The 20574-nt window shown below is 74.9% G+C and carries 22 protein-coding genes; 9 read left to right on the top strand and 13 right to left on the bottom strand.

Annotated features, from left to right (window positions below; genetic code table 11):
- Positions 1–120 precede the first annotated feature (120 nt).
- The 5 genes from ACZ6ZN_RS21735 to ACZ6ZN_RS21715 all read left to right on the top strand — a co-directional run bounded on the left by ACZ6ZN_RS21735 (position 121) and on the right by ACZ6ZN_RS21715 (position 3931).
- A complete protein-coding gene (locus ACZ6ZN_RS21735) occupies positions 121–1764 on the top strand; it encodes an alpha/beta hydrolase (RefSeq protein ID WP_469648935.1) in 1644 nt (547 codons plus the stop codon).
- A 122-nt stretch (positions 1765–1886) separates the two neighbouring features.
- Positions 1887–2285 (top strand): sortase-dependent protein, encoded by a 399-nt coding sequence (locus ACZ6ZN_RS21730; RefSeq protein ID WP_469648541.1) that lies wholly within the window; start codon positions 1887–1889, stop codon positions 2283–2285.
- A complete protein-coding gene (locus ACZ6ZN_RS21725; protein ID WP_451875876.1) occupies positions 2282–2926 on the top strand; it encodes a class F sortase in 645 nt (214 codons plus the stop codon). The genes ACZ6ZN_RS21730 and ACZ6ZN_RS21725 overlap by 4 nt, the downstream gene beginning before the upstream one ends.
- A complete protein-coding gene (locus ACZ6ZN_RS21720) occupies positions 2923–3414 on the top strand; it encodes an RNA polymerase sigma factor (protein WP_398109068.1) in 492 nt (163 codons plus the stop codon). The genes ACZ6ZN_RS21725 and ACZ6ZN_RS21720 overlap by 4 nt, the downstream gene beginning before the upstream one ends.
- Complete coding sequence (locus ACZ6ZN_RS21715; RefSeq protein WP_469648538.1) at positions 3398–3931, top strand: hypothetical protein; 534 nt, start codon at positions 3398–3400, stop codon at positions 3929–3931. Before ACZ6ZN_RS21720 ends, ACZ6ZN_RS21715 begins: the two co-directional genes overlap by 17 nt.
- Positions 3932–3980: 49 nt before the next feature.
- Here the strand turns inward: ACZ6ZN_RS21715 and ACZ6ZN_RS21710 are convergent, their stop codons facing one another.
- Positions 3981–4343 (bottom strand): DUF952 domain-containing protein, encoded by a 363-nt coding sequence (locus ACZ6ZN_RS21710; protein WP_469648536.1) that lies wholly within the window; start codon positions 4341–4343, stop codon positions 3981–3983.
- A complete protein-coding gene (gene bla, locus ACZ6ZN_RS21705) occupies positions 4340–5317 on the bottom strand; it encodes a class A beta-lactamase (protein WP_469648534.1) in 978 nt (325 codons plus the stop codon). The genes ACZ6ZN_RS21710 and bla overlap by 4 nt, the downstream gene beginning before the upstream one ends.
- 92 nt (positions 5318–5409) lie before the next feature.
- On the opposite strand from bla, the gene ACZ6ZN_RS21700 reads away from it, so the two are divergent.
- Positions 5410–5532 (top strand): hypothetical protein, encoded by a 123-nt coding sequence (locus ACZ6ZN_RS21700; RefSeq protein ID WP_469648533.1) that lies wholly within the window; start codon positions 5410–5412, stop codon positions 5530–5532.
- Positions 5533–5563: 31 nt separating this feature from the next.
- Here ACZ6ZN_RS21700 and ACZ6ZN_RS21695 read toward each other — a convergent pair whose 3' ends face one another.
- Positions 5564–6127 carry a tellurite resistance TerB family protein gene (locus ACZ6ZN_RS21695; RefSeq protein ID WP_469648531.1) on the bottom strand — a complete coding sequence of 188 codons (564 nt, stop codon included), beginning with the start codon at positions 6125–6127 and terminating at the stop codon, positions 5564–5566.
- 352 nt (positions 6128–6479) lie between these two features.
- Here ACZ6ZN_RS21695 and ACZ6ZN_RS21690 point away from each other — a divergent pair, with 352 nt between their 5' ends.
- Both ACZ6ZN_RS21690 and ACZ6ZN_RS21685 read left to right on the top strand, forming a co-directional pair.
- Entirely contained in the window at positions 6480–6854 is a 375-nt protein-coding gene (locus tag ACZ6ZN_RS21690; protein ID WP_398109073.1) for a DUF6479 family protein, read from the top strand.
- A gap of 64 nt (positions 6855–6918) precedes the next feature.
- Positions 6919–7407 (top strand): hypothetical protein, encoded by a 489-nt coding sequence (locus tag ACZ6ZN_RS21685; protein WP_451875882.1) that lies wholly within the window; start codon positions 6919–6921, stop codon positions 7405–7407.
- A 199-nt stretch (positions 7408–7606) separates the two neighbouring features.
- On the opposite strand, the gene ACZ6ZN_RS21680 is transcribed toward ACZ6ZN_RS21685, so the two are convergent.
- The 3 genes from ACZ6ZN_RS21680 to thrS form a co-directional block, all read right to left on the bottom strand.
- On the bottom strand, positions 7607–9289 hold the full coding sequence (locus ACZ6ZN_RS21680) for a glycoside hydrolase family 13 protein (protein ID WP_469648527.1): 1683 nt from the start codon (positions 9287–9289) through the stop codon (positions 7607–7609).
- A gap of 70 nt (positions 9290–9359) precedes the next feature.
- Positions 9360–10334 (bottom strand): nucleoside hydrolase, encoded by a 975-nt coding sequence (locus ACZ6ZN_RS21675; protein ID WP_451875883.1) that lies wholly within the window; start codon positions 10332–10334, stop codon positions 9360–9362.
- Between the two features lie 45 nt (positions 10335–10379).
- Complete coding sequence (gene thrS, locus ACZ6ZN_RS21670; protein WP_469648526.1) at positions 10380–11621, bottom strand: threonine--tRNA ligase; 1242 nt, start codon at positions 11619–11621, stop codon at positions 10380–10382.
- Positions 11622–11958: 337 nt separating this feature from the next.
- Between thrS and ACZ6ZN_RS21665 the strand changes: the two genes are divergently transcribed.
- A complete protein-coding gene (locus ACZ6ZN_RS21665) occupies positions 11959–12747 on the top strand; it encodes a hypothetical protein (protein ID WP_398109078.1) in 789 nt (262 codons plus the stop codon).
- A gap of 19 nt (positions 12748–12766) precedes the next feature.
- Here ACZ6ZN_RS21665 and ACZ6ZN_RS21660 read toward each other — a convergent pair whose 3' ends face one another.
- From ACZ6ZN_RS21660 to ACZ6ZN_RS21630, 7 genes are all read right to left on the bottom strand, one after another.
- Positions 12767–13546: a GAF and ANTAR domain-containing protein gene (locus ACZ6ZN_RS21660; protein WP_451875886.1), complete on the bottom strand. Its 780-nt coding sequence runs from the start codon at positions 13544–13546 to the stop codon at positions 12767–12769.
- A 131-nt stretch (positions 13547–13677) separates the two neighbouring features.
- Positions 13678–15021, bottom strand: coding sequence for a helix-turn-helix domain-containing protein (locus ACZ6ZN_RS21655; RefSeq protein WP_398109080.1), 1344 nt, complete (start codon positions 15019–15021; stop codon positions 13678–13680).
- Positions 15022–15279: 258 nt separating this feature from the next.
- Positions 15280–15477, bottom strand: coding sequence for a DUF397 domain-containing protein (locus tag ACZ6ZN_RS21650; RefSeq protein ID WP_469648521.1), 198 nt, complete (start codon positions 15475–15477; stop codon positions 15280–15282).
- Complete coding sequence (locus ACZ6ZN_RS21645; RefSeq protein WP_469648519.1) at positions 15474–15668, bottom strand: DUF397 domain-containing protein; 195 nt, start codon at positions 15666–15668, stop codon at positions 15474–15476. Before ACZ6ZN_RS21645 ends, ACZ6ZN_RS21650 begins: the two co-directional genes overlap by 4 nt.
- Positions 15598–16476 (bottom strand): helix-turn-helix domain-containing protein, encoded by an 879-nt coding sequence (locus tag ACZ6ZN_RS21640; protein WP_469648516.1) that lies wholly within the window; start codon positions 16474–16476, stop codon positions 15598–15600. Before ACZ6ZN_RS21640 ends, ACZ6ZN_RS21645 begins: the two co-directional genes overlap by 71 nt.
- A 100-nt stretch (positions 16477–16576) precedes the next feature.
- On the bottom strand, positions 16577–17974 hold the full coding sequence (locus ACZ6ZN_RS21635; protein WP_469648933.1) for an extracellular solute-binding protein: 1398 nt from the start codon (positions 17972–17974) through the stop codon (positions 16577–16579).
- Positions 17974–20574 carry a hypothetical protein gene (locus ACZ6ZN_RS21630; protein ID WP_469648513.1) on the bottom strand — a complete coding sequence of 867 codons (2601 nt, stop codon included), beginning with the start codon at positions 20572–20574 and terminating at the stop codon, positions 17974–17976. The genes ACZ6ZN_RS21635 and ACZ6ZN_RS21630 overlap by 1 nt, the downstream gene beginning before the upstream one ends.

Here is a 20574-nt window from a genome sequence, read left to right as displayed (position 1 = left end):
ATCCGGTCGCGGTCCGTCTCGGATTGGGCTAGACATGCGGCGGAAACACGTCGGCATCCGGACGTGCCCGCAGGCGCGTCCGTCCGAGGGGGAACAGGAAGAGTGACCACACACGACCACATGACGGGCCGCTTCGGCCCCGGGGGACGCAGACGCGTCCCGCGCCTCAGGATCGCCCTGGCCGCCGCGGCCGCCTTCGTCGTCGCCGGGAGCGGGGTCCAGGCGACGGCCGCTCAGCCGGACCCGGCACCGGCGCAGCCCGCCGTACCGAACCTGACCTGGTCCGACTGCCAGGGCGGCTTCGAGTGCGCGAACGCCGAAGTGCCCCTGGACTACCGGGATCCGCAGGGCAGGAAGCTCACCCTCGCGGTGATCCGCAAGAAGGCCCCCGACCAGGGCCTGAAGAAGGGCACCCTGTTCCTCCAGCCGGGAGGGCCGGGCAACTCGGGCGTCGACTTCGTCCGCAACAACTACGCCGACCTGCCGGGCCGGTTGAAGGACTCCTTCGACGTCTTCGGGTACGACGTACGGGGCGTCGCCCGCAGTGCGCAGGTGGAGTGCTGGGACGACGCGACGTACACCGCCGCCATCAGGGCCGCCAAGGGCGCGCCCGGACCGGACGCCTACGAGGAGGCCGTGCGCCAGGGCGCCGCGTTCGACCGGGCCTGCCAGGACCGGGCGGGCGACCTGCGGCCGTACATCGGCACCGGGTACGTCGCCCGCGACATCGACCTGCTGCGCCAGGCCCTGGGCGAGGAGCAACTCACCTACTACGGGCGCTCGTTCGGCAGCTACATCGGCACCGTCTACGCGGCGATGTTCCCCGAGCGGGTCCGCGCCCTGGTGCTCGACGGCGCCTACGACCCGCGGCACTACGCGCACCGGCCCTACGCCTACGACCGCCCCCAGTACCTGGCCCTGGACGGCGCGATGGGCCGCTTCCTCGACTGGTGCCGCACCGACCAGGCCACCTGCGGCTTCGGCGACGGCGACCCGCGGGCCGCGTTCGAGAAGCTCAAGGCCGACCTCGACGCGAACCCCGTGCCGACCGCCAACGGCGGCCAGGCCAACGGCTACACCGTCGTCTACCGCCTGATGTTCAACATCAACGAGGGCAAGGTCATCTGGCCCTCCCTCGGCGAGGCGCTGCGCAAGGCCCAGCAGCGGGACACCACGTCGTTCCTGCTGCGGCCGCCGTCCCCGGCCAGCTACGACTTCCTCAACCCGAACATCGCGGTCGAGTGCGTCGACAAGGACTACCCGCGCAGCCCGGCCCGGCTGAAGCGGCAGGTCACCCGCAACGCCGAGGCGGCCCCGCTGCTGGGCCCGGCCCTCGCCTACGGCCCGCCGCTCTACGACCACCAGCACGCCACCACGTGCGCCCAGTGGACCGGCGACAAGCCCAGCCGCTACGCCGGGTCCTTCCGGGCCGAGGGGTCGGCGCCCCTGCTGGTCCTCGGCACCACCGGTGACCCGGACACCCCGTACCAGGACGCCGTGGCCCTGTCCCGGCAGCTCGACAACGGCCGGCTGCTGACGTTCCGGGCCGAGGGGCACACCGCGTTCGGCCGCAGCGCCTGCGCCACGGACGCCGTGACGGGCTACCTCGTCGACGGCACCGTCCCGCCCCGCGGCACGACCTGCGCGGACGAGACCCAGCCGCCGCCCGTCACCCCGAGCAAGGCCCCCACGGGCACGACCCTCACCGAACTCCGCAACGGCGTGAACGAGAGGCACGACCTCCTCGGCACGACCCCGCGCTGAGCCGTCGGCACCACCCGCGAGCCGCCCGCCCCCCGCGGGCGGCTTTGCCGTTTCTTTACAACCCCACTCCTCGGTGCCTCGTCTCTGCGCACGATCCGTTTCCGACGAAGGAGTGCGATTCCATGCGCCGAACTGTTCTCAGCCTGCTGGCCCTCGCCGGCACCGCCGTCGTGGTGGGGTCGGGGCCCGCGTTCGCCGGTGGCGGGACCACGCCCACCCCGGTGCCCGCGTCGGAACGGCCCGCCGAGACCGCCGCGCCGACGGCCCGCCCGGAGCCGGCCCGCCCGGAGTCCGCCCACCCGGAGTCGGCCCGTCCCGCCCCGGCGCGGCCCGCGCCGACCCGGGCCCCGGCCGACCGGCAGGTGACCGTCGTGCCGAGCGGCGCGCCCGACACCGGGGTGACGGCGGACGCGGGCACGGCGAGCGGCGGCACGGCGGTCGGCGCCGGTGCGGCCGCGGTGCTCGCCCTCGGCGGCGGCACGGTCGTCGTCGTACGGCGTCGCCGGGCGAGCGGGGCATGACCGCGTTCTCCAGGCGCGCGTTCACGACCGCTGCCGCGGTGGCGCTGCTGACGGCGTGCGGCGGGCCGGGGGCCGGCGCGTCCCGGCCGGCGGACGCCGGTGGGGCCGGCTCACGGGGGCGCGGCGGGTCCGCGCCGGTGCCGGCCGGGCGCCGGCGGGCTCTCGCCCGGTCGGTGCCGGTCCGGCTGCTGATCCCGGCGATCGGGGTCGACACCCCGCTGCTCCGGCTGGGCCTGGCGGCGGACGGCACCGTGGAGGTGCCGCCGGTGACGGCCCACGACCGCGCGGGCTGGTACCGGCACTCCCCCACCCCGGGCAGCACCGGTCCGTCGGTGATCCTCGGGCACGTCACGGTCGGCCCGTACGGCGACGGCGTCTTCCGGCACCTGGACCGGCTGCGCCGGGGCGAGCGGATCGTGGCTCGCCTGGAGAACGGCACGGCGGCGTGGTTCGCCGTCACGGCGGTCCGGACCGTCCCCAAGGACGCGTTCCCGGCCGACGACGTCTACGGCGACGTGGACCGCCCCGAGCTGCGGCTGATCACGTGCGGCGGCGCGCGTACCGGTGACGGCTACGCCGACAACGTGATCGTGTTCGCGGCGCTGAGCGGCACCGAGCCCCCCACCCCGGGAGAGCGTTGAAACGGTCCCGTGAGACGGCGGCGTCCGACCTGTTCGCCGCCCTCTACCCGCGCCTGGCCGGCTGGTGCCGCCGGCTCGTCGACGACGACGAGACGGCCCACGAGATCGCCTCGGAGGCCTTCACCCGGCTGTGGGCGCGCTGGACGAAGGTGGAGGAGCCCCGCGGCTTCCTCTACGTCACCGCCGCCAACCTCGTCCGCGACCACTGGCGCAAGCTGGAACGCGAACGCCGGGCCCTGCACCGCGTCACCTCGGAGGCCGCCGTACGCCCCCACGCCGAGCAGGCCGATCCGTCGGTGCGGATGCTGGTGCAGTCGCTTCCCGAACGGCTGCGCGTGCCGATCCTGCTGCACTACTACGCTGACATGCCGATCCGGGAGGTGTCCGTGCTGACCGGACGCAAGGAAGGGACCGTCAAGGCCGATCTGCACGCGGCCCGCGAACTGCTGCGCGTCCATCTGAGGAGGAGCCTTGACCACACGGTTTGACGGCGATCCGGACGACGGGCGGTGCGGCTCCGACGATCCCCTCGCGGTGCTGCTGCGCCCCTCCTCGCCCGACTACCTGGGCGCGCCCGCCGGCCGGTTCACCGCGGTCCGGCGCAGGGCGGCCCGCCGGCGCCTGCTGCGCGCGGCGGCGGGTGCGGGGGTGTGCTGCGCGGTGGCCGCGCTGGTCGCCCTGCCGGTGCGCCTCGCGGCGCCCGACGCCCCCGCCGCCCCGGCGACGATCCCCATGGCGCCGCCCGACCCCGCCACGGCACCCCCCGGCCCCTCGGCGACGCCGGCTCCCGCCCCGTCCCGCGCTCCCCGCACCTCGGACGCGCCCGCCGAGTCCCGCGCTCCGGCCGCATCGCGCGTGCCGTCCCGTCCCGCCGTCCACGACCGCGGGGAGCCGCCGACCCCCGCGGACCCGTCCCGCGCCCCGTCCGCCACCCCCACGACGGTCCGGCCCGTCCCGTCACCGGAGCGCCGGGGCATCGACGGGGAGCGCACGACGGGCCGCTGACGGCGGCAGCAGGTCGCCCACGGCGGCCCTCCGGCGGGGGGTCACCCGGTCACCCTGCCGTACCGAGCCCCACCGCCCGTCCCTGGTCGTCCCACCGCACTTCGAGGACGTGGTCGACCGCCGCCCGGTCGAGCGGGCCGAAGACGTGCGGGAACAGGATGTCCCCGGCGACCCCGGGCGGTGGGGCGGGTGCGGCGGCCTCCCGCTCCACCCGCGCGCTCAGCCGCGTCTCGTCCAGGGCGAGCACCAGCAGCGGCCGGGGCGCGTCCCGGTAGAAGGCGTTGACCACGGCCAGCGTCGTCGGCTCGTCCGGGGAGCAGTGCACGAAGCCCTCGTCGGCGAGGGAGGCCGGGGCGTACGGCCGTCCGGGGTCGGTGTTCCAGACGGCGTGCGGTACGACGTGATAGATCATGGCCCCGTTATAGCCCCCGGCGGCGGTCGGTGCCCCAGGGCGGCGAGGGTCCTGCGGGTGGCCTCGGCGATCAGGGCGTCCGAGGGCTCGGCGTCGCGGCCCGGGCGGTCGGTCAGCACGGCCAGGACGAGCGGTTCGGCGCGCGGCGGGTACAGGACGGCCACGTCGTTGGCGCGGCCCCAGTCGCCCGTGCCGGTCTTGTCGGCGGCCTTCCAGCCGGCGGGCAGCCCGGCGCGGATGCGTCGGGCGCCGACGTCGGTGGCGCTGCGCGAGAGCCAGTCCTGGAGCAGGGCGCGCTCCCGGGCGGGCAGGGCGGTGCCGAGCAGGAGGTGCCGGAAGTCGGTGCCGATCGCCTGCGGGGTGGTGGTGTCGCCGGGGTCGCCGGGGGGCACGTCGTGCAGGTCCGGCTCGTAGTGGTCCATGCGGCTGACGGAGTCGCCGAGCCTGCGCAGGTAGGCGGTGAGCGCGGCCGGGCCGCCGATCTCGCGCATCAGCAGGTTCCCGGCCGTGCCGTCGCTGAAGCGGACGGCGGCGTCGCACAGTTGGCGGAGGGTCATGCCCGCATCGACGTGCCGGCCGGTGACGGGCGTGGTGGAGCGCAGGTCGGCCCGGGTGTAGGTGACGCGCCGGTCCAGGCCGTGCAGGGTGCGGTGGTGCAGGACCGCCGCCGCGGCCAGGGCCTTGAAGGTCGAGCAGAACGCGAAGCGTTCACCGGCCCGGTGGACGGCGCTCTCGCCGGTGCCGGTCGCCAGGGCCCAGACCCCGACGCGGGCACCGTACTCCCGCTCCAGCCCGGCCAGGTGCAGCCGGCGGACCGGGGGGCGGCCCGGCGCGGGGGCGCTGCGGCCGGCCGGGGCGGAGGGGTCCGGCCGGGCCGGGGTCCGCTCCTCGCCACCGCCGCACCCGGCGAGCGGCAGCAGGGCCGCTGCGGCCAGGAAGGCGCGACGGGGCGAGGGGGAGGGGTGGACGGTCATACGGCGATTGTCCTCACTCGGGGGCACCACCGGGCCGGTTCCGGGCACCGGCCGGCAGGCGGGCGGATCACTGCGAGTCGTCCGGCGCCGCGGTGAGCAGGCCGCGGACGATCGGGCCGGCCGATCCGCCGCCGGTGACCCCCTCTCTGCCCGCCGCCGACGCCGTGATCGGCACGGCGGCCCGGCTCGCCGTCGACGCCCTGCGCGCCCCCTGAGCCGGTCCGCCGCACCCGACCTGCCGGAAGGTCAGAGCTGGAACTCGGCCGGGGACAAGCCCAGCGCCGCACAGGCCTCGCGCAGGACCGACGCCTCGGCCTGGGAGAAGTGCCCGTCCGCACCGGCGACGACCATGCCGGTCTGCACCACGGCCCGGGCCTCGGTGGGCTTCTTCGCGGCCTTGGCGATCTCCTGCATCGCCTCGGCCTTGCCGTGCTGGAAGTTCATGGTCAGCTGGTCGACGTGCTTGTTGAACCGCTGCCTCAGCTGCTCCGGCGGGAAGTTCTGCAGCACCTCGTTGCCGAGGATCATCGACTCCACCTGCTGCCGCTCCGACGGGTCCACCTGCCCGTCCGCCGCCGCGACCAGGGCGCACATCGCCATGCTCGCGTCCCGGTACGCGCCGCTCTTCAGCTCGTTCTTCAGCGAGCCGAGCTGCGACTTGAACAGGCCGATCAGCTGCGCCTTGCCGCCGCCCCCGGACCGCGCGCCGCCACTGTGCCCTCCGCCGTGCCCTCCGGGCGCCGCACCGCGCCCGGCCTGCCCCTGCTGAAGGGCCTTCGCCTGGTCCTTGAGCCGGTCCCACACTGCCATTGCCGCCACCTCGGTCTTCGTCAGCATCACCTGGCGCACCCGCTCAGCGCGCGCACTCCTCCAACGCCCTGCCCCCGGGTAAAGGTTCCGCAAACCCGCGGCCGGGGCCGAACGGCGGCGGCCCGCTCCCGGCGAAGGGGAACGGGCCGCCCGGCACGTCAGGTCGGCGGGAAGGCCGGGCCGGGCTCCCGAGCGGCACACGCGGGGACGCGACGGCCCGGCCCGGTCTTCCTCTGGCCGCAATCTGCCACCCGCGCCGCCCCCGCGCCTCCTGGGACGATCCGAACGGGGCACCGCGGTGAACCAGAACATTCCGGGCGCTTTATCACAGATCGTCGGTGATAATCGGAGCATGAATACGGCAGCGTATGACTCGCTGGCGGCGTCGTCGGATCACGCGGTCGCCGTGACCATCGCCTTCGTCGCCGGTCTGATCGTGGCCTGCGCACTGATCTGGGCCGTCCGGGTCGGGATGCGGGTGATGGACAAGGACACCCACCACCCCGCCCCCGACGAACAGCCGCACCTCCCCGACACCGGGCCGGTCCGCGAGACGCGGGAGATGCGGGAACCCGACGACATGCCGGTCGTGACGCGCGACGGGCAGCGGATCATGCCGCACGAACTGCACCGCGCGAGCACCAGGACCGGCAAGGACCAGAACCCCCGCCGCTGGTCGCCCGGGTCCAGCGGATCCTTCGGCGGCGGCGGCTCCGGACGTACGTGATGTCGTGAGGCCGGGAGGCCAGGAGGTCTCCCGGCGGCGCCCCCGCACCCCAGGGAGGACGGACATGGCTGCCCGCCACCGGATGCGCCGGGCGACGACGGGGGCGGTGCTGGCCCTCGGCCTGGCCGCCGCCGCGCTCACCGGATGCAGCGGCGACAGTCCCGCGGACACCGCACGCGAGGCCGAGTCCGCGGTCGGTTCGATCGCCTCGCAGGCCACCGAGGCGGTGGAGTCGGCGACGGCGGAGGCCGGACGCCGCCTCGACGACATCCAGGACGGCGTCGACGCCAAGGGCGACGTGAAGGTCGCCGCCCCGTCCGTCACCCAAGGCGGCCGCGCCCGCGCCGAGGTGACGGTCACCAACACGGACGACAGCGCCCGCTCCTACGCCGTCCAGATCAACTTCACGGACGGCGGGGGCCGTGTGAAGGACACGGTCATCGTGACGGTGGACCACGTCCAGCCCGGCGAGTCCGCCACGGCCACCGCCCGCAGCACCCACGACCTGACCGGAAAGATCACCACAGCCGTAGCCCGCGCCGTCCGCTACTGACCCCGCGACACCCAACAGGGGCGCGAAGACCTCAGGGGCGCGGGGAACTGCGCAAACGCCCCCACGGCGCCGCACCCGAGGTCCAACAGCCACCCCCACCCCCTTCAGGGGCGCGGGGAACTGCGGAAACACCCCCACGGCGCCGCGGCCAAGGCACGACGGACACCACCACCGACCTCACCCCCACCCCGCGAAGCGCTCAGCGGCCCAGCCACACCACCGTGTCCGGCCCCAACCGCCCCTCCTCCAGCGGCCCGCTGCTCAGCAGCACCTCACCGGCCGGCAACGGCACCACCTCCCCGGACAGGTTCGCCACACACCGCCACCCCTCGCAGCGGTCGAACTGCAACACCCCCTCCGGCGCGTCCGCAGCCCACGTCAGCTCCTCCCCCTCCAGCAGCTTCCGCCGCAACTTCAGCGCCGTCCGGTACAGCTCCAGCGTCGACCCCTCGACCCCGTCCTGCGCCTCGACGGCGAGCTCCCCGAAGACACCCGGCTGCGGCAGCCACGCCCCGGCCGGCCCGAAGCCGTACGACGGCCCGGTCGTCGTCCACGGCAGCGGCACCCGGCATCCGTCACGGCCTTTGCGGACGTGGCCCGTCTGCTCCCAGATCGGGTCCTGGAGCACCTCGGTGGGCAGGTCCGCGACCTCGGGCAGCCCGAGCTCCTCGCCCTGGTAGAGGTACGCCGACCCGGGCAGCGCCAGCATCAGCAGCGTGGCCGCCCGGGCCCGGCGCAGCCCGGCCTCCCGGTCGACGGCCGGTGCGTGGCCGCCGGAGAGCAGCCAGGCGTTGAGGTCGGTGTCCGGCGGCAGCGTCAGGCGCGAGGCGTGCCGGACGACGTCGTGGTTGGACAGCACCCACGTGGCCGAGGCACCGGCCGCCCGGGCGGTGTCGAGGGAGTCGGTGATGACCCGCCTCAGTTCCTCGGCGTCCCAGTTCGCCTGGAGGTACTCGAAGTTGAACGCCTGGCCCAGCTCGTCCGGGCGGGCGTACAGCGCACGGCGTGCTCCGGGCACCCACGCCTCCGCGACGGCCATCCGGGGCGGCCGGTAGGAGTCGAAGATCTTGCGCCAGTCGCGGTAGATCTCGTGCACCTCGTCGCGGTCGTAGAAGGGGTGCGTGCCGGGCGGCAGCGCGGTGAGGGCCTCCTCGCGGCTCAGCTCCGGCCGGCCGAGGTCGCGCAGCGGTTCGGCGAGGTCCTTGACGAGGGCGTGGGCGACGTCGATGCGGAACCCGTCGACCCCGCGGTCGGACCAGAAGCGCAGGGTGGTGCGGCAGTCGGCGCGGACCTCGGGGTTGTCCCAGTTGAGGTCGGGCTGTTCGGGGGCGAACAGGTGCAGGTACCACTGCCCGTCGGGCACCCGCTTCCAGGCGCTGCCGCCGAAGACCGACTGCCAGTCGGTGGGCGGCAGTTCGCCGTGCTCGCCGCGGCCGTCGCGGAAGACGTACCGGTCGCGGGCCGGGGAGCCCGGCCCGGCGTGCAGGGCCTCCTGGAACCACACGTGCTGGTGGGAGGAGTGGTTGGGGACGATGTCGACGATGACCTTCAGGCCGAGCCGGTGCGCCTCGGCCACCAGCGTGTCGAAGTCGTCCAGGGTGCCCAGGCGCGGGTCGACGTCCCGCGGGTCGGCGACGTCGTAGCCGCCGTCGGCGAGTTCGGACGGGTAGAACGGGCTCAGCCACAGGGCGTCCACGCCCAGCGCGGCGAGATGCCCGAGGCGGTGGGTGATGCCGCGCAGGTCGCCGAGTCCGTCACCGTCGGCGTCGGCGAAGCTGCGCGGATAGACCTGGTAGACGACGGCCTGCCGCCACCAGTAGGGGTCGCGGGACGACAGGTCGGGAGCGGAGCGATCGGTCACGCGGTCTCCTTGGCAGGGCATACGGGCGACAGCATTGAATCTGTCCAGAATGCCGGAAAAAGGAACCACCGTGTGGGTGCCGGGGCGCCCGTCACCCCTCGACCGTCGACAGATACAGCTTCACGTAGCGCTCCACGTCCACGTCCAGGCCGACGTCCACCAGGGCCTGCTCCCGGATGCCCTCGTGCAGTTCGGACTCGCCGGGGCGGGGGCGGCGGTCCACGACGGTCATGCCGCGGGTGGGGCCGGGCGCGAGGGAGATCTCCACCGGGAGGCGGTGGGTGGTCAGGCCCTCCGGGTCGGCGACCGCGCACACCGCGCCCGCGTCGCCGAGGCCGCCGGCCGTCTCGGCGGGGTCGTCCGGGCGGCTGCCCGGGTGGGCCGGGCGGTGGGCGAGCAGGTCGCCGGCCAGCCGCGCACCCGGTTCGCGGCTCGCGCGCAGGCGCCGTACGTCCGCCGCCGGGACGACGACCCGGGTGAACACGTCCAGCCCGTACATCGTGATCGGCACCCCCGCGGTGAGCAGGATCGCGGCGGCCTCCGGGTCGTGCCAGACGTTGAACTCCGCGACGGGAGTGGCGTTGCCCGTCGCCGCCGCGCCGCCCATGAAGACGATCCGCTCGATGTTGCGCACCACCTCCGGATGGGTGCGCAGGAGCAGCGCGATGTTGGTGAGGGGGGCGGTGGGCACGAGGGTGACCGGCCGCGGGGAGGCGAGGATCTCGCGCCGCAGCAGGGTGACGGCGTCGACACCGGCGGGCTCGCGGGCGGGGGCCGGCAGGCCCAGGTCGCCCATGCCGTCGTGCCCGTGCACGTGCCGGGCCGAGCGGGGCGCCTCGATCAGCGGCCGCTCGGCGCCCCGGGCGACGGGGACGTCCCCGGCCCCGGCCCGTTCCAGCACGGTCAGGGTGTTGCGGACCACCCCGTCGACGTCCGTGTTCCCGGCCACGCAGGTGACCGCCCGCAGGTCGAGCGCCGGATGCCGTACCGCGAACAGCAGGGCGAGGGCGTCGTCGACGCCGGTGTCGCAGTCGATGATCACCGGGATGCGCTGACCGTCCGTCACGGCGGGGCTCCTTCCACTGGTACGCCCGAGGCTCCACCGGCGACCCTACGGCCGTGCGGGGCCCGCCTCGTCCCCCTCCCACAGGCCGGTCCCGCGCGCCGCGGCCCGTTCCGCGATCCGGCGCAGCAGCTCCCCGGCGGGCAGGGCGCCGGGGCGGCGGCCGTCGCGCAGACGAGGCGCCACCAGCCCCGCGGTGGCCTCCCGGGCGCCGATCACCGCCTGGTACGGCACCAGCCGGGCCTCGCGGACGCGCGCGGCGAGGGTGCCCCGGTCGGGACCGGCGACCTCGGCGCGCAGGCCGAGGCCGAGCGCGCTCCGGGCCAGGTCGTGGGCGGGCCCGGCCTGCTCCTGACCGACGGGCAGGATCACCAGCTGCACCGGGGCCAGCCACACCGGGAAGGCGCCGCCGTGCGCCTCGAGCAGGTGGGCGACCGCGCGCTCCACGCTGCCGATGACGCTCCGGTGGACCATGACCGGGCGGTGCCGGGCGCCGTCGGGCCCGATGTAGCGCAGGTCGAAGCGCTCGGGCTGGTGGAAGTCGATCTGGACGGTGGACAGGGTGGCCTCCCGCCCGGCCGGGTCGGTGATCTGCACGTCGATCTTGGGCCCGTAGAAGGCGGCCTCGCCCCCGGCCTCCTCGTAGGCGATGCCGGAGCCGTCCAGGACCTCGCGGAGCAGGGCGGTGGCGCGCCGCCACAGCTCCGGGTCGGCCACGTACTTGCCGCCCTCGCCGGGCAGGGAGAGCCGGTGGCGGGCGGCGCTGATGCCCAGGTCGGCGTAGGCACGGGCGATCAGTTCCAGCGCGGCGCGGGCCTCCTCGACGGCCTGCTCCAGGGTGCAGAAGATGTGGGCGTCGTTGAGGGTGATGGCCCGTACCCGGGTCAGCCCGCCCAGCACCCCGGACAGCTCGGAGCGGTACATGCCGCCCACCTCCGCGATCCGCAACGGCAGTTCGCGGTGGCTGCGGGAGCGTGCGCGGTAGATCAGGGCGTGGTGGGGGCACAGGCTGGGGCGCAGCAGGACCTGTTCGGCGCCCAGGTCCATCGGCGGGAACATGTCGTCGCCGTAGTGGTCCCAGTGGCCGGAGATCTCGTACAGCTCCCGTTTGCCGAGGACGGGCGAGTACACGTGCCGGTACCCGGCCCGGCGCTCCGCGTCGCGGACGTACTCCTCCAGGGTGTGCCGCACGACCGCGCCGTCGGGCAGCCAGTACGGCAGTCCCGCGCCCATCAGCGGGTCGGTGTCGAACAGGTCCAGTTCACGGCCGAGTCGGCGGTGGTCGTGCATGAGGGCTCCTCCAGGGGGACGGAGCGAGCACCGCGCGACGAAGCCCCGGGGCACTCGCCCCGGGGCTTCGGACACTGGGTCAGCTGTCAGCGCGCCGGGACACTCTCCGGCGTCGTCGTGGCGGACGGGAAGGGCTGGACGCGCTGCATGGCGCGAACGTAACAGGCACGGCGAGGCCGGGGCGAGGCGATTTCCGGGCCCGGCGCCGCCGCCGCGCTGCTCCCCCGCCGTTCCTCACCCGGACGGACCGTCACGCTGGTGGACGCGCGGGCGCGGTGGTGCCGTGAGAGCACCGAAGATCCCGGCCGAGCCCCGGCCCGCCCTCAGGAGGCACCCGATGACCCGTTCTCCGGCCGCCGCCCGTGCCCTCCTGCTCGCCGCGCTGTCCCTGACCGTCCTGCCCGCCGCGGCCGGCTGCTCGCTCCAGGAGGAACCGCGGCCCCGGTGGTTCACCGTCCCGCCCTCGCCGACCACCGCGTCACCGGCCGGCAAGCAGCCCGTCGCCCCGGGGGGTGACCTCGCCGCGGCGCTGGTCAGGGCCGCGCTGATCACCGAGGCCGACCTGGGGGAGCCGTGGGTGCCGACGCGGGGCGCCCGCACGTGGCGGGACGGCGTGCTCAAGGGCACCACCGAGGACCCGGAGTGCCGGCGGCTGCTGGACGTCCTGTACACGGAGGAGCTGTTCGGCGCCCCCCGCGGCCCGCGCGCGGAGTCGGCGCTCGACGACGACGAGACCGACGCCCAGCTGCGCTACCAGGTCGCCGTCCACCGCCCGGCGGACGCCGACCGCGCCCTCGACTGGCTGGGGACGCTGCCGGAGCGCTGCGGCCGGTTCGAGGCGACGGCCTCCCGCGGCGGCGTCCAGGAGGTGCAGGTCTCCGAGCTGCCGCTGCCCTCGGCCGGGGACGCCCGCCGGGCCCTGCGGGTGACCCTGGCCGGTGAGACGGAGGACGGGGAGTCGACCTACCTCACGTTCGACATCGCGGGCGTCCGCGTCGGGGAGCAGGCCGTCACCGTCACCAACGCCGGTCTGGGCGAGGTGTACGAGGAGGTCACCCGGCACGCCGTGCAGGTCGGCGCGCAGCGGCTGGCCGACCTCGGCAGGTCGGGCCGGGCACAGATCTGAGGCGCCCCCGGCGCGTCCGTCAGTCCCGGTCGAAGCGTTTGCGGTGGGTGATCACGTCGCGGGCCGCGTCGAGGGCGGTGAGGCCGCGCGAGAAGGCGTCGGCCCGCAGCCGGGCGAGCGCCTCGTCGGCCGACACGCCGAGCTGCGCCATGATCATGCCGACGGCCTGGTAGACGGCGTCGTGGTCCGCGCCGAGCCCGCTCAGCCAGGCCTCGCCGTCGGGGACCTCGGGGTCGTCCCCGCGGGGCAGGGACATCAGGGCCACGGTCATGACCCCGGCCACGATCCGGGCGACGTGCAGCTGCCGCTCGGACAGGCCGCCGGGCCGGTCGCGGTACAGGTCGAGGGTGCCGACGCACACCGATTCGTTGCCGAGCGGCACCGCGTAGACCGCGCGCACCCCGGCCGCCGTGGCCTGCTGGGCGAAGACCGGCCAGCGGCCGGCGTCCGCGCCGGTCGTCAGGTCGCAGGCGAGCACGGGCGCACCGTCCTCCAGCGCGCTCTGGCACGGGCCGTCCCCCAGGGTGGCCTGGATGTGCGCCAGGTGCGCGGCCTCCTCGCTGCTGGCGCTGAGCTGGACCGGCATGCCGTCGCTGCGCAGCGAGACGCTGGCACCCGTCACCGGCAGCAGTTCCACGGCCACCCGGCACAACCGCCCCGGCACCTCCACGGGCTCGGCGCCGCGCACGCCCCGGGCGATCGCGTCGACGGCCTGGAGCCCGTCCACCTCCAGCTCGCCGCCCGCGCCGCAGCCCGGTTCGCCGTCCGGGGCGCCTCGGGGGTCGTGCCTGGGCCGCACGGGCCACCGCCTCCTTCGATCACCGCGGCACACACCGTCGACGGGTCACGGGCGCACGCGCACCGGCACCCGGCCGGTGCGTGCATCCCGCGATCCCGGCCCGACTACCCGGTGCCGGTGGGGCAAAACCCTCACAGCGGGGGCTGCGCAGGAGCGGGTCCCAGGGTGGTGGTGCCGGGGGCCGTACGGTGGCCCAGTCCCGTCCGGTACGCGTCCAGGGCCGCCTCCACCCGCCCGGTGCGCCGCAGCAGGTCGCCGAGCAGCCGGCACAGGTCGGCGAGGTCACCGGCCGCCCCGGCCCGCTCCAGCAGGCTGAGGGCGCGCACGTAGTGCTCCTCGGCGTCCTCGGTGCGGCGGGCGTCCTCCGCGATGATGCCCAGCAGCCGGTGCGCGGCGGCGGAGTGCACGGCACCGCGCTCGGACGTCAGGTGCTCCAGCACGTCGTGCAGCAGGGCCTCGGCCTCCGCCGACCTGCCGCGCCGGTGCAGCACGTCGGCCAGTTCCACGGCGACCTGACTGCTGTAGAGGGCCGCGCGGCGGGCCGACAGCATGCCGAGGGCTTCGCGCAGCTCCTCCTCCGCCCGCTCCAGCCGGCCGTCCTGGGCGTAGACGTAGCCGCGCATCCAGTGGCAGTTGGCGAGCTCGGTGCGGATCTGCAGACCCCGGTACAGCTCGGCGGCCTTGGCCAGGGACGCGTCGGCCTCGGCGAGCCGGCCCTCGGCGACCAGGGTGCGGGCCACCGACCGGTGCATCCGGGCCACCAGGGCCGGGTCGCCGGACTGCGGGGCGAGCGCCAGGGCGAACTCGGCGGCCTGGGCGGCCCGGGCGTGCGCGCCCATGTCCATGTACGGGCCGATGGCGCTGGCGTAGAGCAGCAGCAGGGCGTCCGGATCGTGCAGACCGCCGCGGTTCAGCTCGTCCAGGGCCGTCTCCAGCAGGTAGACGGCGTAGCGCAGTTCACCGGCGAGGTAGTGCGCGACGGCCCGGCCGCGCAGGGCCGGTACCCGGGCGGGCAGCGGCGCACCGGCCAGGCAGGCCTCGGCCCGTTCGAAGTGCTCCCGGCCGGTCACCAGCTCGCCCGTCTCCAGGGCGCACTCGCCCAGTCCCAGCAGCGCGGCGGACTGCTCGGCCGGCAGGCCGTGCGTCTCGGCCTCGGCCAGCAGCCCGGTGTACTGCTCCGCCGCCGCCTCGGCCTCGCCCAGGGCGAGAGTGCGCTGCGCCTCGGTCAGCCGCAGCCGCAGTTCGGTCACGAGGCGGGCGGAGTGGCCGGTGGCCAGCTCGTCGAACGCGACACCGAGCCGGCCGGCGAGATGCCGCAGGGCGTCGTCGGAGGGACGCACCCGGCCGGACTCCAGGGTGGAGATGTAGGCGGGTGTGTACACGGGTTCCGCCAGCTGCCGCTGGGTCAGTCCGCGCTCCACACGCAACCGCTGCACCCGGCGCCCGATGGTCCCCGGGTCGTCACGCTCCCCCACGCCAACTCCCCTTGTGCCTCTTGCCGTTCGGCCGGAACAGCCCCTAGGTTAAACGGAGTGTTAAGCAGATTTGTCGAACCTGCTTAATACGTTGCCCGTCGCAGGAGCCGCCCCAGTTGCGAGGTCGCCGTGCTCGAACGCACACGCACCGCCGAGCGGTACGCCCGAGGCTTCACCGCCGCGCTCGTCGCCGTGGCCACGCTGCTGCTGGCCGCGAACGCGGGCCCGGCGAGGGCGGGGGAGCACCGCCCCGAGCCGTCACTCCACAGTGACGTGACCGACGAAGGCGGCGTAGGCCTCCGGTGACAGGCTGATCATTCCGCCGCGGAGGTTCTTGGAGTCCCGCACGGCGACGGTCGACCCGAGTTGAGCGACCTCCACGCACTCGCCGCCGGTGTTTCCGCTGTAGGACGACTTACGCCAGTGCGCTTCGGTGAACTCCGTTTTACGGGTCATGACTTCACAGCGGCGATGAAGGCGGTGTAGGCCTCCGGGGAGAAGCTGACCATTCCGACGCCGAGGTGCTTGGAGTCTCGGACTGCAACGGCGGACGGAAGTTCGGCGACCTCGACGCAATCACCGCCCGTATTGCCGCTGTACGACGACCTGCGCCACCGCGGTTCGGTCACGTTCCGGCTGCTCCCCATAGCGCTCCTCCATCACGCGAGCGATCAGTGCCGCGGAGTCCCTCACCGAGAGGGCAGCGGCCTGCAAGGAAGCGTAGCGGCGGGCGGCTTCCCTGACAGTGTCGGGGTTGGCCGTCGTGTGGCCGGAGATCATGTCCTCGGTGTAGACGATCTCCGGGTCGTCGGCGAAGCGGAGAATGTTGAAGGAGCCGATGAGGCCCGCGTGTTCACCGGACTCGAAGGGCAGCACCTGGACGCTCACCCAGCGGTGGTCCCGAAAGCTCAACAGGTGAGCAAGTTGCGCCCGCATGATCGCCCGGCCACCGATCGGCCGATGCAACGCCGCCTCGTCCAGCACCACCAGGATCAGCGGCGGTTGCCCGCACGCCAGGAGGCGCTGGCGCTCCATTCGAGCCGCCACGAGTTCGTCGACGTTGCCCGGCATGCCCGTCGTGAGGACCGCTTGCGCATACTCCGTAGTCTGCAGGAGTCCGTAGATCAACTGCCCCTGATACGCGGAGATGTACGTCGCCCGAGCCTCCATCTCGGCGTAGGCCTGGAACCAGGTCGGCAAACGGCTGCGCAGCACCAACCCCACCAGCCGCGAGAAGCAGCCGTCGGTCATGAGGGCCGCGTCCGCGCGTTCCGCGAACTCCCTCGTGGGGACCTTGTGGGCCGTCTCGATCTGGCCCACCAGTGAGCCCGTGCAGTAGATGCAGTCGCCCAGCTCCTTCTGGGACAACCCCGCGGCCTCGCGGCAGCGGCGCAGCTCCGAGCCGAAGTAGTCCAGCGGCGACGCGGTGGGGTCGAGTCGACGGACGTTGGCCATGAAGCGGTCACCCCCGGGTCCGAACGCCCTGGGGCGCCCCTGTCGTTCCGTCGCCGAGCGTAAGCGCCCGGCTGCGCACAGGTGGGGCGAATCGGATAAGTCAGTCCGGCAGGATCTCGCGCAGGGCGGCGTCGAGCCGGCGTCCGATCTCCGCGTCGGAGGGGCGGTCCTTCTTGCGGTCGTACAGGGGGTCCAGGCCGGTGATGAGGGTCTGGGTCACCGCGCCGTACAGGGGGGTGCGGGGGCGGTGGACGGCCTCCTGGAGCGCCGGCCGCAGGACGTGGCGGAAGTAGCTGCCCCCGGACGGCAGCAGGTCGGGCACCGTGTGCTCGGCGCTCTCGCCGGTGGGGGACGCCGACGGCGTCTCGGCGTAGGCGGCGACGTGCCGGCACTCCGGGGCCGAGCCGGAGTCGAGGTAGGCGGAGGTCCGGGTCGCGGCGAACCCGGCGCGCAGCAGGCAGCGTTCGCTGTCGGGGTCGGTGAGGAACGCGATGAGCTCGGCGGCCTTCGCGGCCCGCCGCTCGGACGCGGAGGAGGCGACGGCGAGGTTCTGCCCGCCGAGCACCGCCTTGCCGGGCAGCTGCGTCACGCCGAGGTCGTCGCCGAACGTCTCGCGCAGCGCCGGGTAGACGTAGGGCCAGTGCCGCAGGAAGATCGCGCGGCCCTCGGCGAAGGCGCTGAGGGACTCGGCCTCCCGGGACTCGGCGGCCTCCTCCAGCGTGTAGGGCCGGGCGGTGCGTTCGCGCAGTTCGGTCACCCCGGCCGTCAGCTGCGCGGCGTCGGCGGCGTAGCGGCCCCGGTCGTCGGTGAGCGCGAAGTCCGGCTCGGCCGAGGCGAACGCCTCGATCGCGTTGACGGTGCGGCCCTCGTAGGGGGCGAGCTGGGTGGTCCAGCCGTCCCCGAAGTCCTCCGGCGCGGGGTCGGGGGGTTCGGTGCTGATCCACTCCCGCACCTCGTCCCAGGTGACGCCCGCGCTCAGGTCGGTCCGCGAGGCGCCGATCTCCCGCAGCCGGTCCTTGCGGTAGTAGAGCAGCCCGACGTCGCTGTTGAACGGCACCGCGTACCGCTCGCCGTCCCAGTGGGCCGTGCTGTCCACGGACGGGATGATGTCCCCGGGCGACTCGACGGCCGCACCGGTCAGTGGCCGGATCACCCCGGCCGCGGCGAACTCCGGGACCCACGTCACGTCCAGGTTCACCACGTCGTACTCGGCGCTGCCGGACTGGAGTGCGCCGAGCAGCTGGCTGCGCTGCTGGTCGGCGGAGCCGGGGAGTTCGACGAGCCGGGCCCGGTAGCCGTGCTCGCCCTGGCGGTCGTTCCACACGTCGATGAGCTGCTGGCGGATGCCGTTCTTGCCGGTGACGTCCTGCCCGCTGGCCACCACGATCCGGGGCGGGTCGGTCTCCGGCGGCTGTTCCTGCGTGCCCCCGCCGGTGCAGGAGGCGAGCGCGACGAGCGACAGCAGGGACAGTGCGGCGGCCGTCACGCGGCGGACCATCATTCCTCCCCCGATCCGATGCGGGACACCTCGTCGTGCACCATGGCCACGAGGTCGTCCCCGGTGTCCAGGCAGCTGCCCCGGGCGGCGTCGGCGATCCTGCGCGCCGGGCGGTTCCGGTCGCAGCCCCAGCTGTTCAGGGACGCCATCACCACCGGGACGCCCGAGGTGCGGGCCCGCCGCTCGACCGCGGCGAGGGCCTCGCCGGTCAGCCGGTCGTCGTCCTCGCCGTCGCTGAGGTACACGATGAGCTGCGGACGGTCGTCGCCGCTGCCCCGCTCGCGCATGAACTCCAGGGCGTCCTCCAGCGCCGCGGCCGGGTCGGCCTCCGCGTCCCGCCAGCGCGCGGCGTCGAGCCTGTCCTCGGCCTCGGCGCGGGCGTGGGTGCCGAAGCCCAGCACCTGGGTGTGGGTGCTCCGGCCGGTGCCGTGCACCGCCCACACGCCGTACTCGTCCTCCCCGCCGAGCCCCGGCAGCGTCTGCCCGAGGATGCCGGGGCCGCCGCTGGGTCCCTTCCACACCCGGGCCATCGAGCCGGAGCTGTCGAGGAGGTACAGGACCCGGCCGTTCCCGTGGGCCCTGCGGTACCGCTCCAGGGTCAGGTCCAGCGCCGCCGCCTCGGCCGACTTCACGGGACGGACGGACGCCGTGAACCCCGCGGGGACCCGTCCCGGGTCGAGGAGCGCGTGGGCACCGGAGGGCGAGCGGAAGCCCTGCTCGCCGAGTACCGCCCGGCCTTCCGCACCCGTCAGCCAGGCCCGGAAGCGGCGCACCGCGTCGTCCCGCGCGTCCGCGTCCCGGTCGCCGTCCTCCCAGCGCACCCGCACGAACGTGGGCTCCAGCGGGGGCACGTCGTCGGGGTAGGCGGCGGTGCGCGCGACGCGGGTGGCCGAGTCGCAGCCGGTGCCGCTCTCCAGCAGGAACTCCGGCACGAGGGCGGCACTGCGGTTGTCCACGGCGTCGGTGTCCGGCAGCGTGCACAGCAGCCGCACGGCCGACGGCTCGGGCCGCCCCGCGCGCGTGAGCAGGCGTTCGGCACCCCGGGCGGGGGCGTCCTCGCCGTACAGGCCCACCGTCGCCAGCAGGGCCGCGTCGGTGAAGTCCGGGTCCGGGCGGTGCACCTCGGCCGCCCGGTCCGCCTCCTCCAGGGCGCCGACCAGGGAGGTCACGGACTGCCCGGTCCGTGCGACGCCCGTGTCGAGGCCGTCCGGCAGGGCCAGCACGATCGGCGAGTACGCGAACGGCTCGGTGTCCGGCTCCAGTGCAGCGAAGACGCGGTCCTGCCGGGCGGCGTCGACGACGGCCCGCTCGGCGGTCGCACGGGTGGCGGGGATCCACACGTCCGGCTGCGGGCCGATGTCGCGCTGCGGGTTGACGTCCTCGCGGGGCTTCTGCCAGGCGTCGGTGCGCTCCCCCAGCGCGGTCACCACGTCGGCGGCGGCCGCGCTGTAGACCGTGATGCCGCTGCGCCGGCAGCCCTCGTCGGTGCGGTTGGCGCCGGAGGTGAGGAAGTCGTCCCGGGCGGCGTTCAGCGCCGGTTCCAGGTCCGGGTCGACGAGCAGCCGCAACTCCAGGGCCGGGCCGCAGTCCCCGGAGTCGCCGATCAGGGTGTAGAGGCCGTAGCCGCCGGCGCCGGTGGCGAGCAGCGCCAGCAGCAGCGTGAGGGCGGTGCGGCCCAGACGGCCGGCGAGGGCCCGGGCGGCCCTGACCGGCCAGGGCTTGGGCGGGGGCCCCGGAGGGTTCGGGTCGCGGCCGGGATCCGGGGCGGGGTGCGGGTCCGGGGCGGGGTGGGGGTCCGGGTCGTGGACGGGGCCCGGCGCGGGGGGCGCGGGGACCGGTCCGGCCGCCAGCAGCACGTCGGCGTCCGGGTTCCAGGGCGGGGCCAGGGCCTGCGGCTTCTGGAGGTCGTCGTCCTCCGCCCGGTAACCCGCCGCGGCCATCCGCTGCTTCAGCGCGGGGTACAGCGTGGACAGCCACACCTCCCCGCCCTCGTCGAGGAAGCGCGCCACCTCGTGGGTGAACGGCGTCGCACCGTCGGCGTCGCCGCCCAGGATGTACCGGTTGGGCTGCACGCTCATCAGCAGCAGGACCCGTTCCTTGCGCTCCTGCGGCGCCTCGAAACGGTGCCAGATCTCGGCGGCGTTACCCGCGTAGCAGCAGTCCAGGATCACCAGGACCCGCTCGGGGCGGCTCTCCGGGGCGCACAGTTCGCCCAGCACGCCCGCGAAGCTCACCGCGCCGGGCAGTTCCTCGCCCGCGACCATCCGCGCGGTGCGCATCTGCAGGTGCAGCTTGTGCACGGAGGTGTCGGTGACGACGGCGTGCCCGGCGAAGTACAGCAGCAGCACACCGTCGGTCTCGCGGACGGCGCGGCGCAGTTCGCCGGTGAAGTCGTCCGGCGCCGGGGACGCCAGCACCCGTATCTCGCCCGCGCGGAAGACCCCGCCCCGGTGCAGGGCGTCCTCCAGCACCTTGCGGTTGTGGCGGACGGCGGGCAGCTGTCCGCTGACCCCCTGGGGGTCGGGTGCCGTGTGGTCGTACTCGGACACGCCGGCCAGCAGCGCCCGGTTCGCTCTGCCGCGCGGGTCGAAGCGGCTCAC

The organism is Streptomyces sp. NPDC053665, assembly GCF_055585285.1.
Note: the sequence above shows the minus strand (reverse complement) of the source record. Positions and strands in the feature narration are given on the sequence as shown.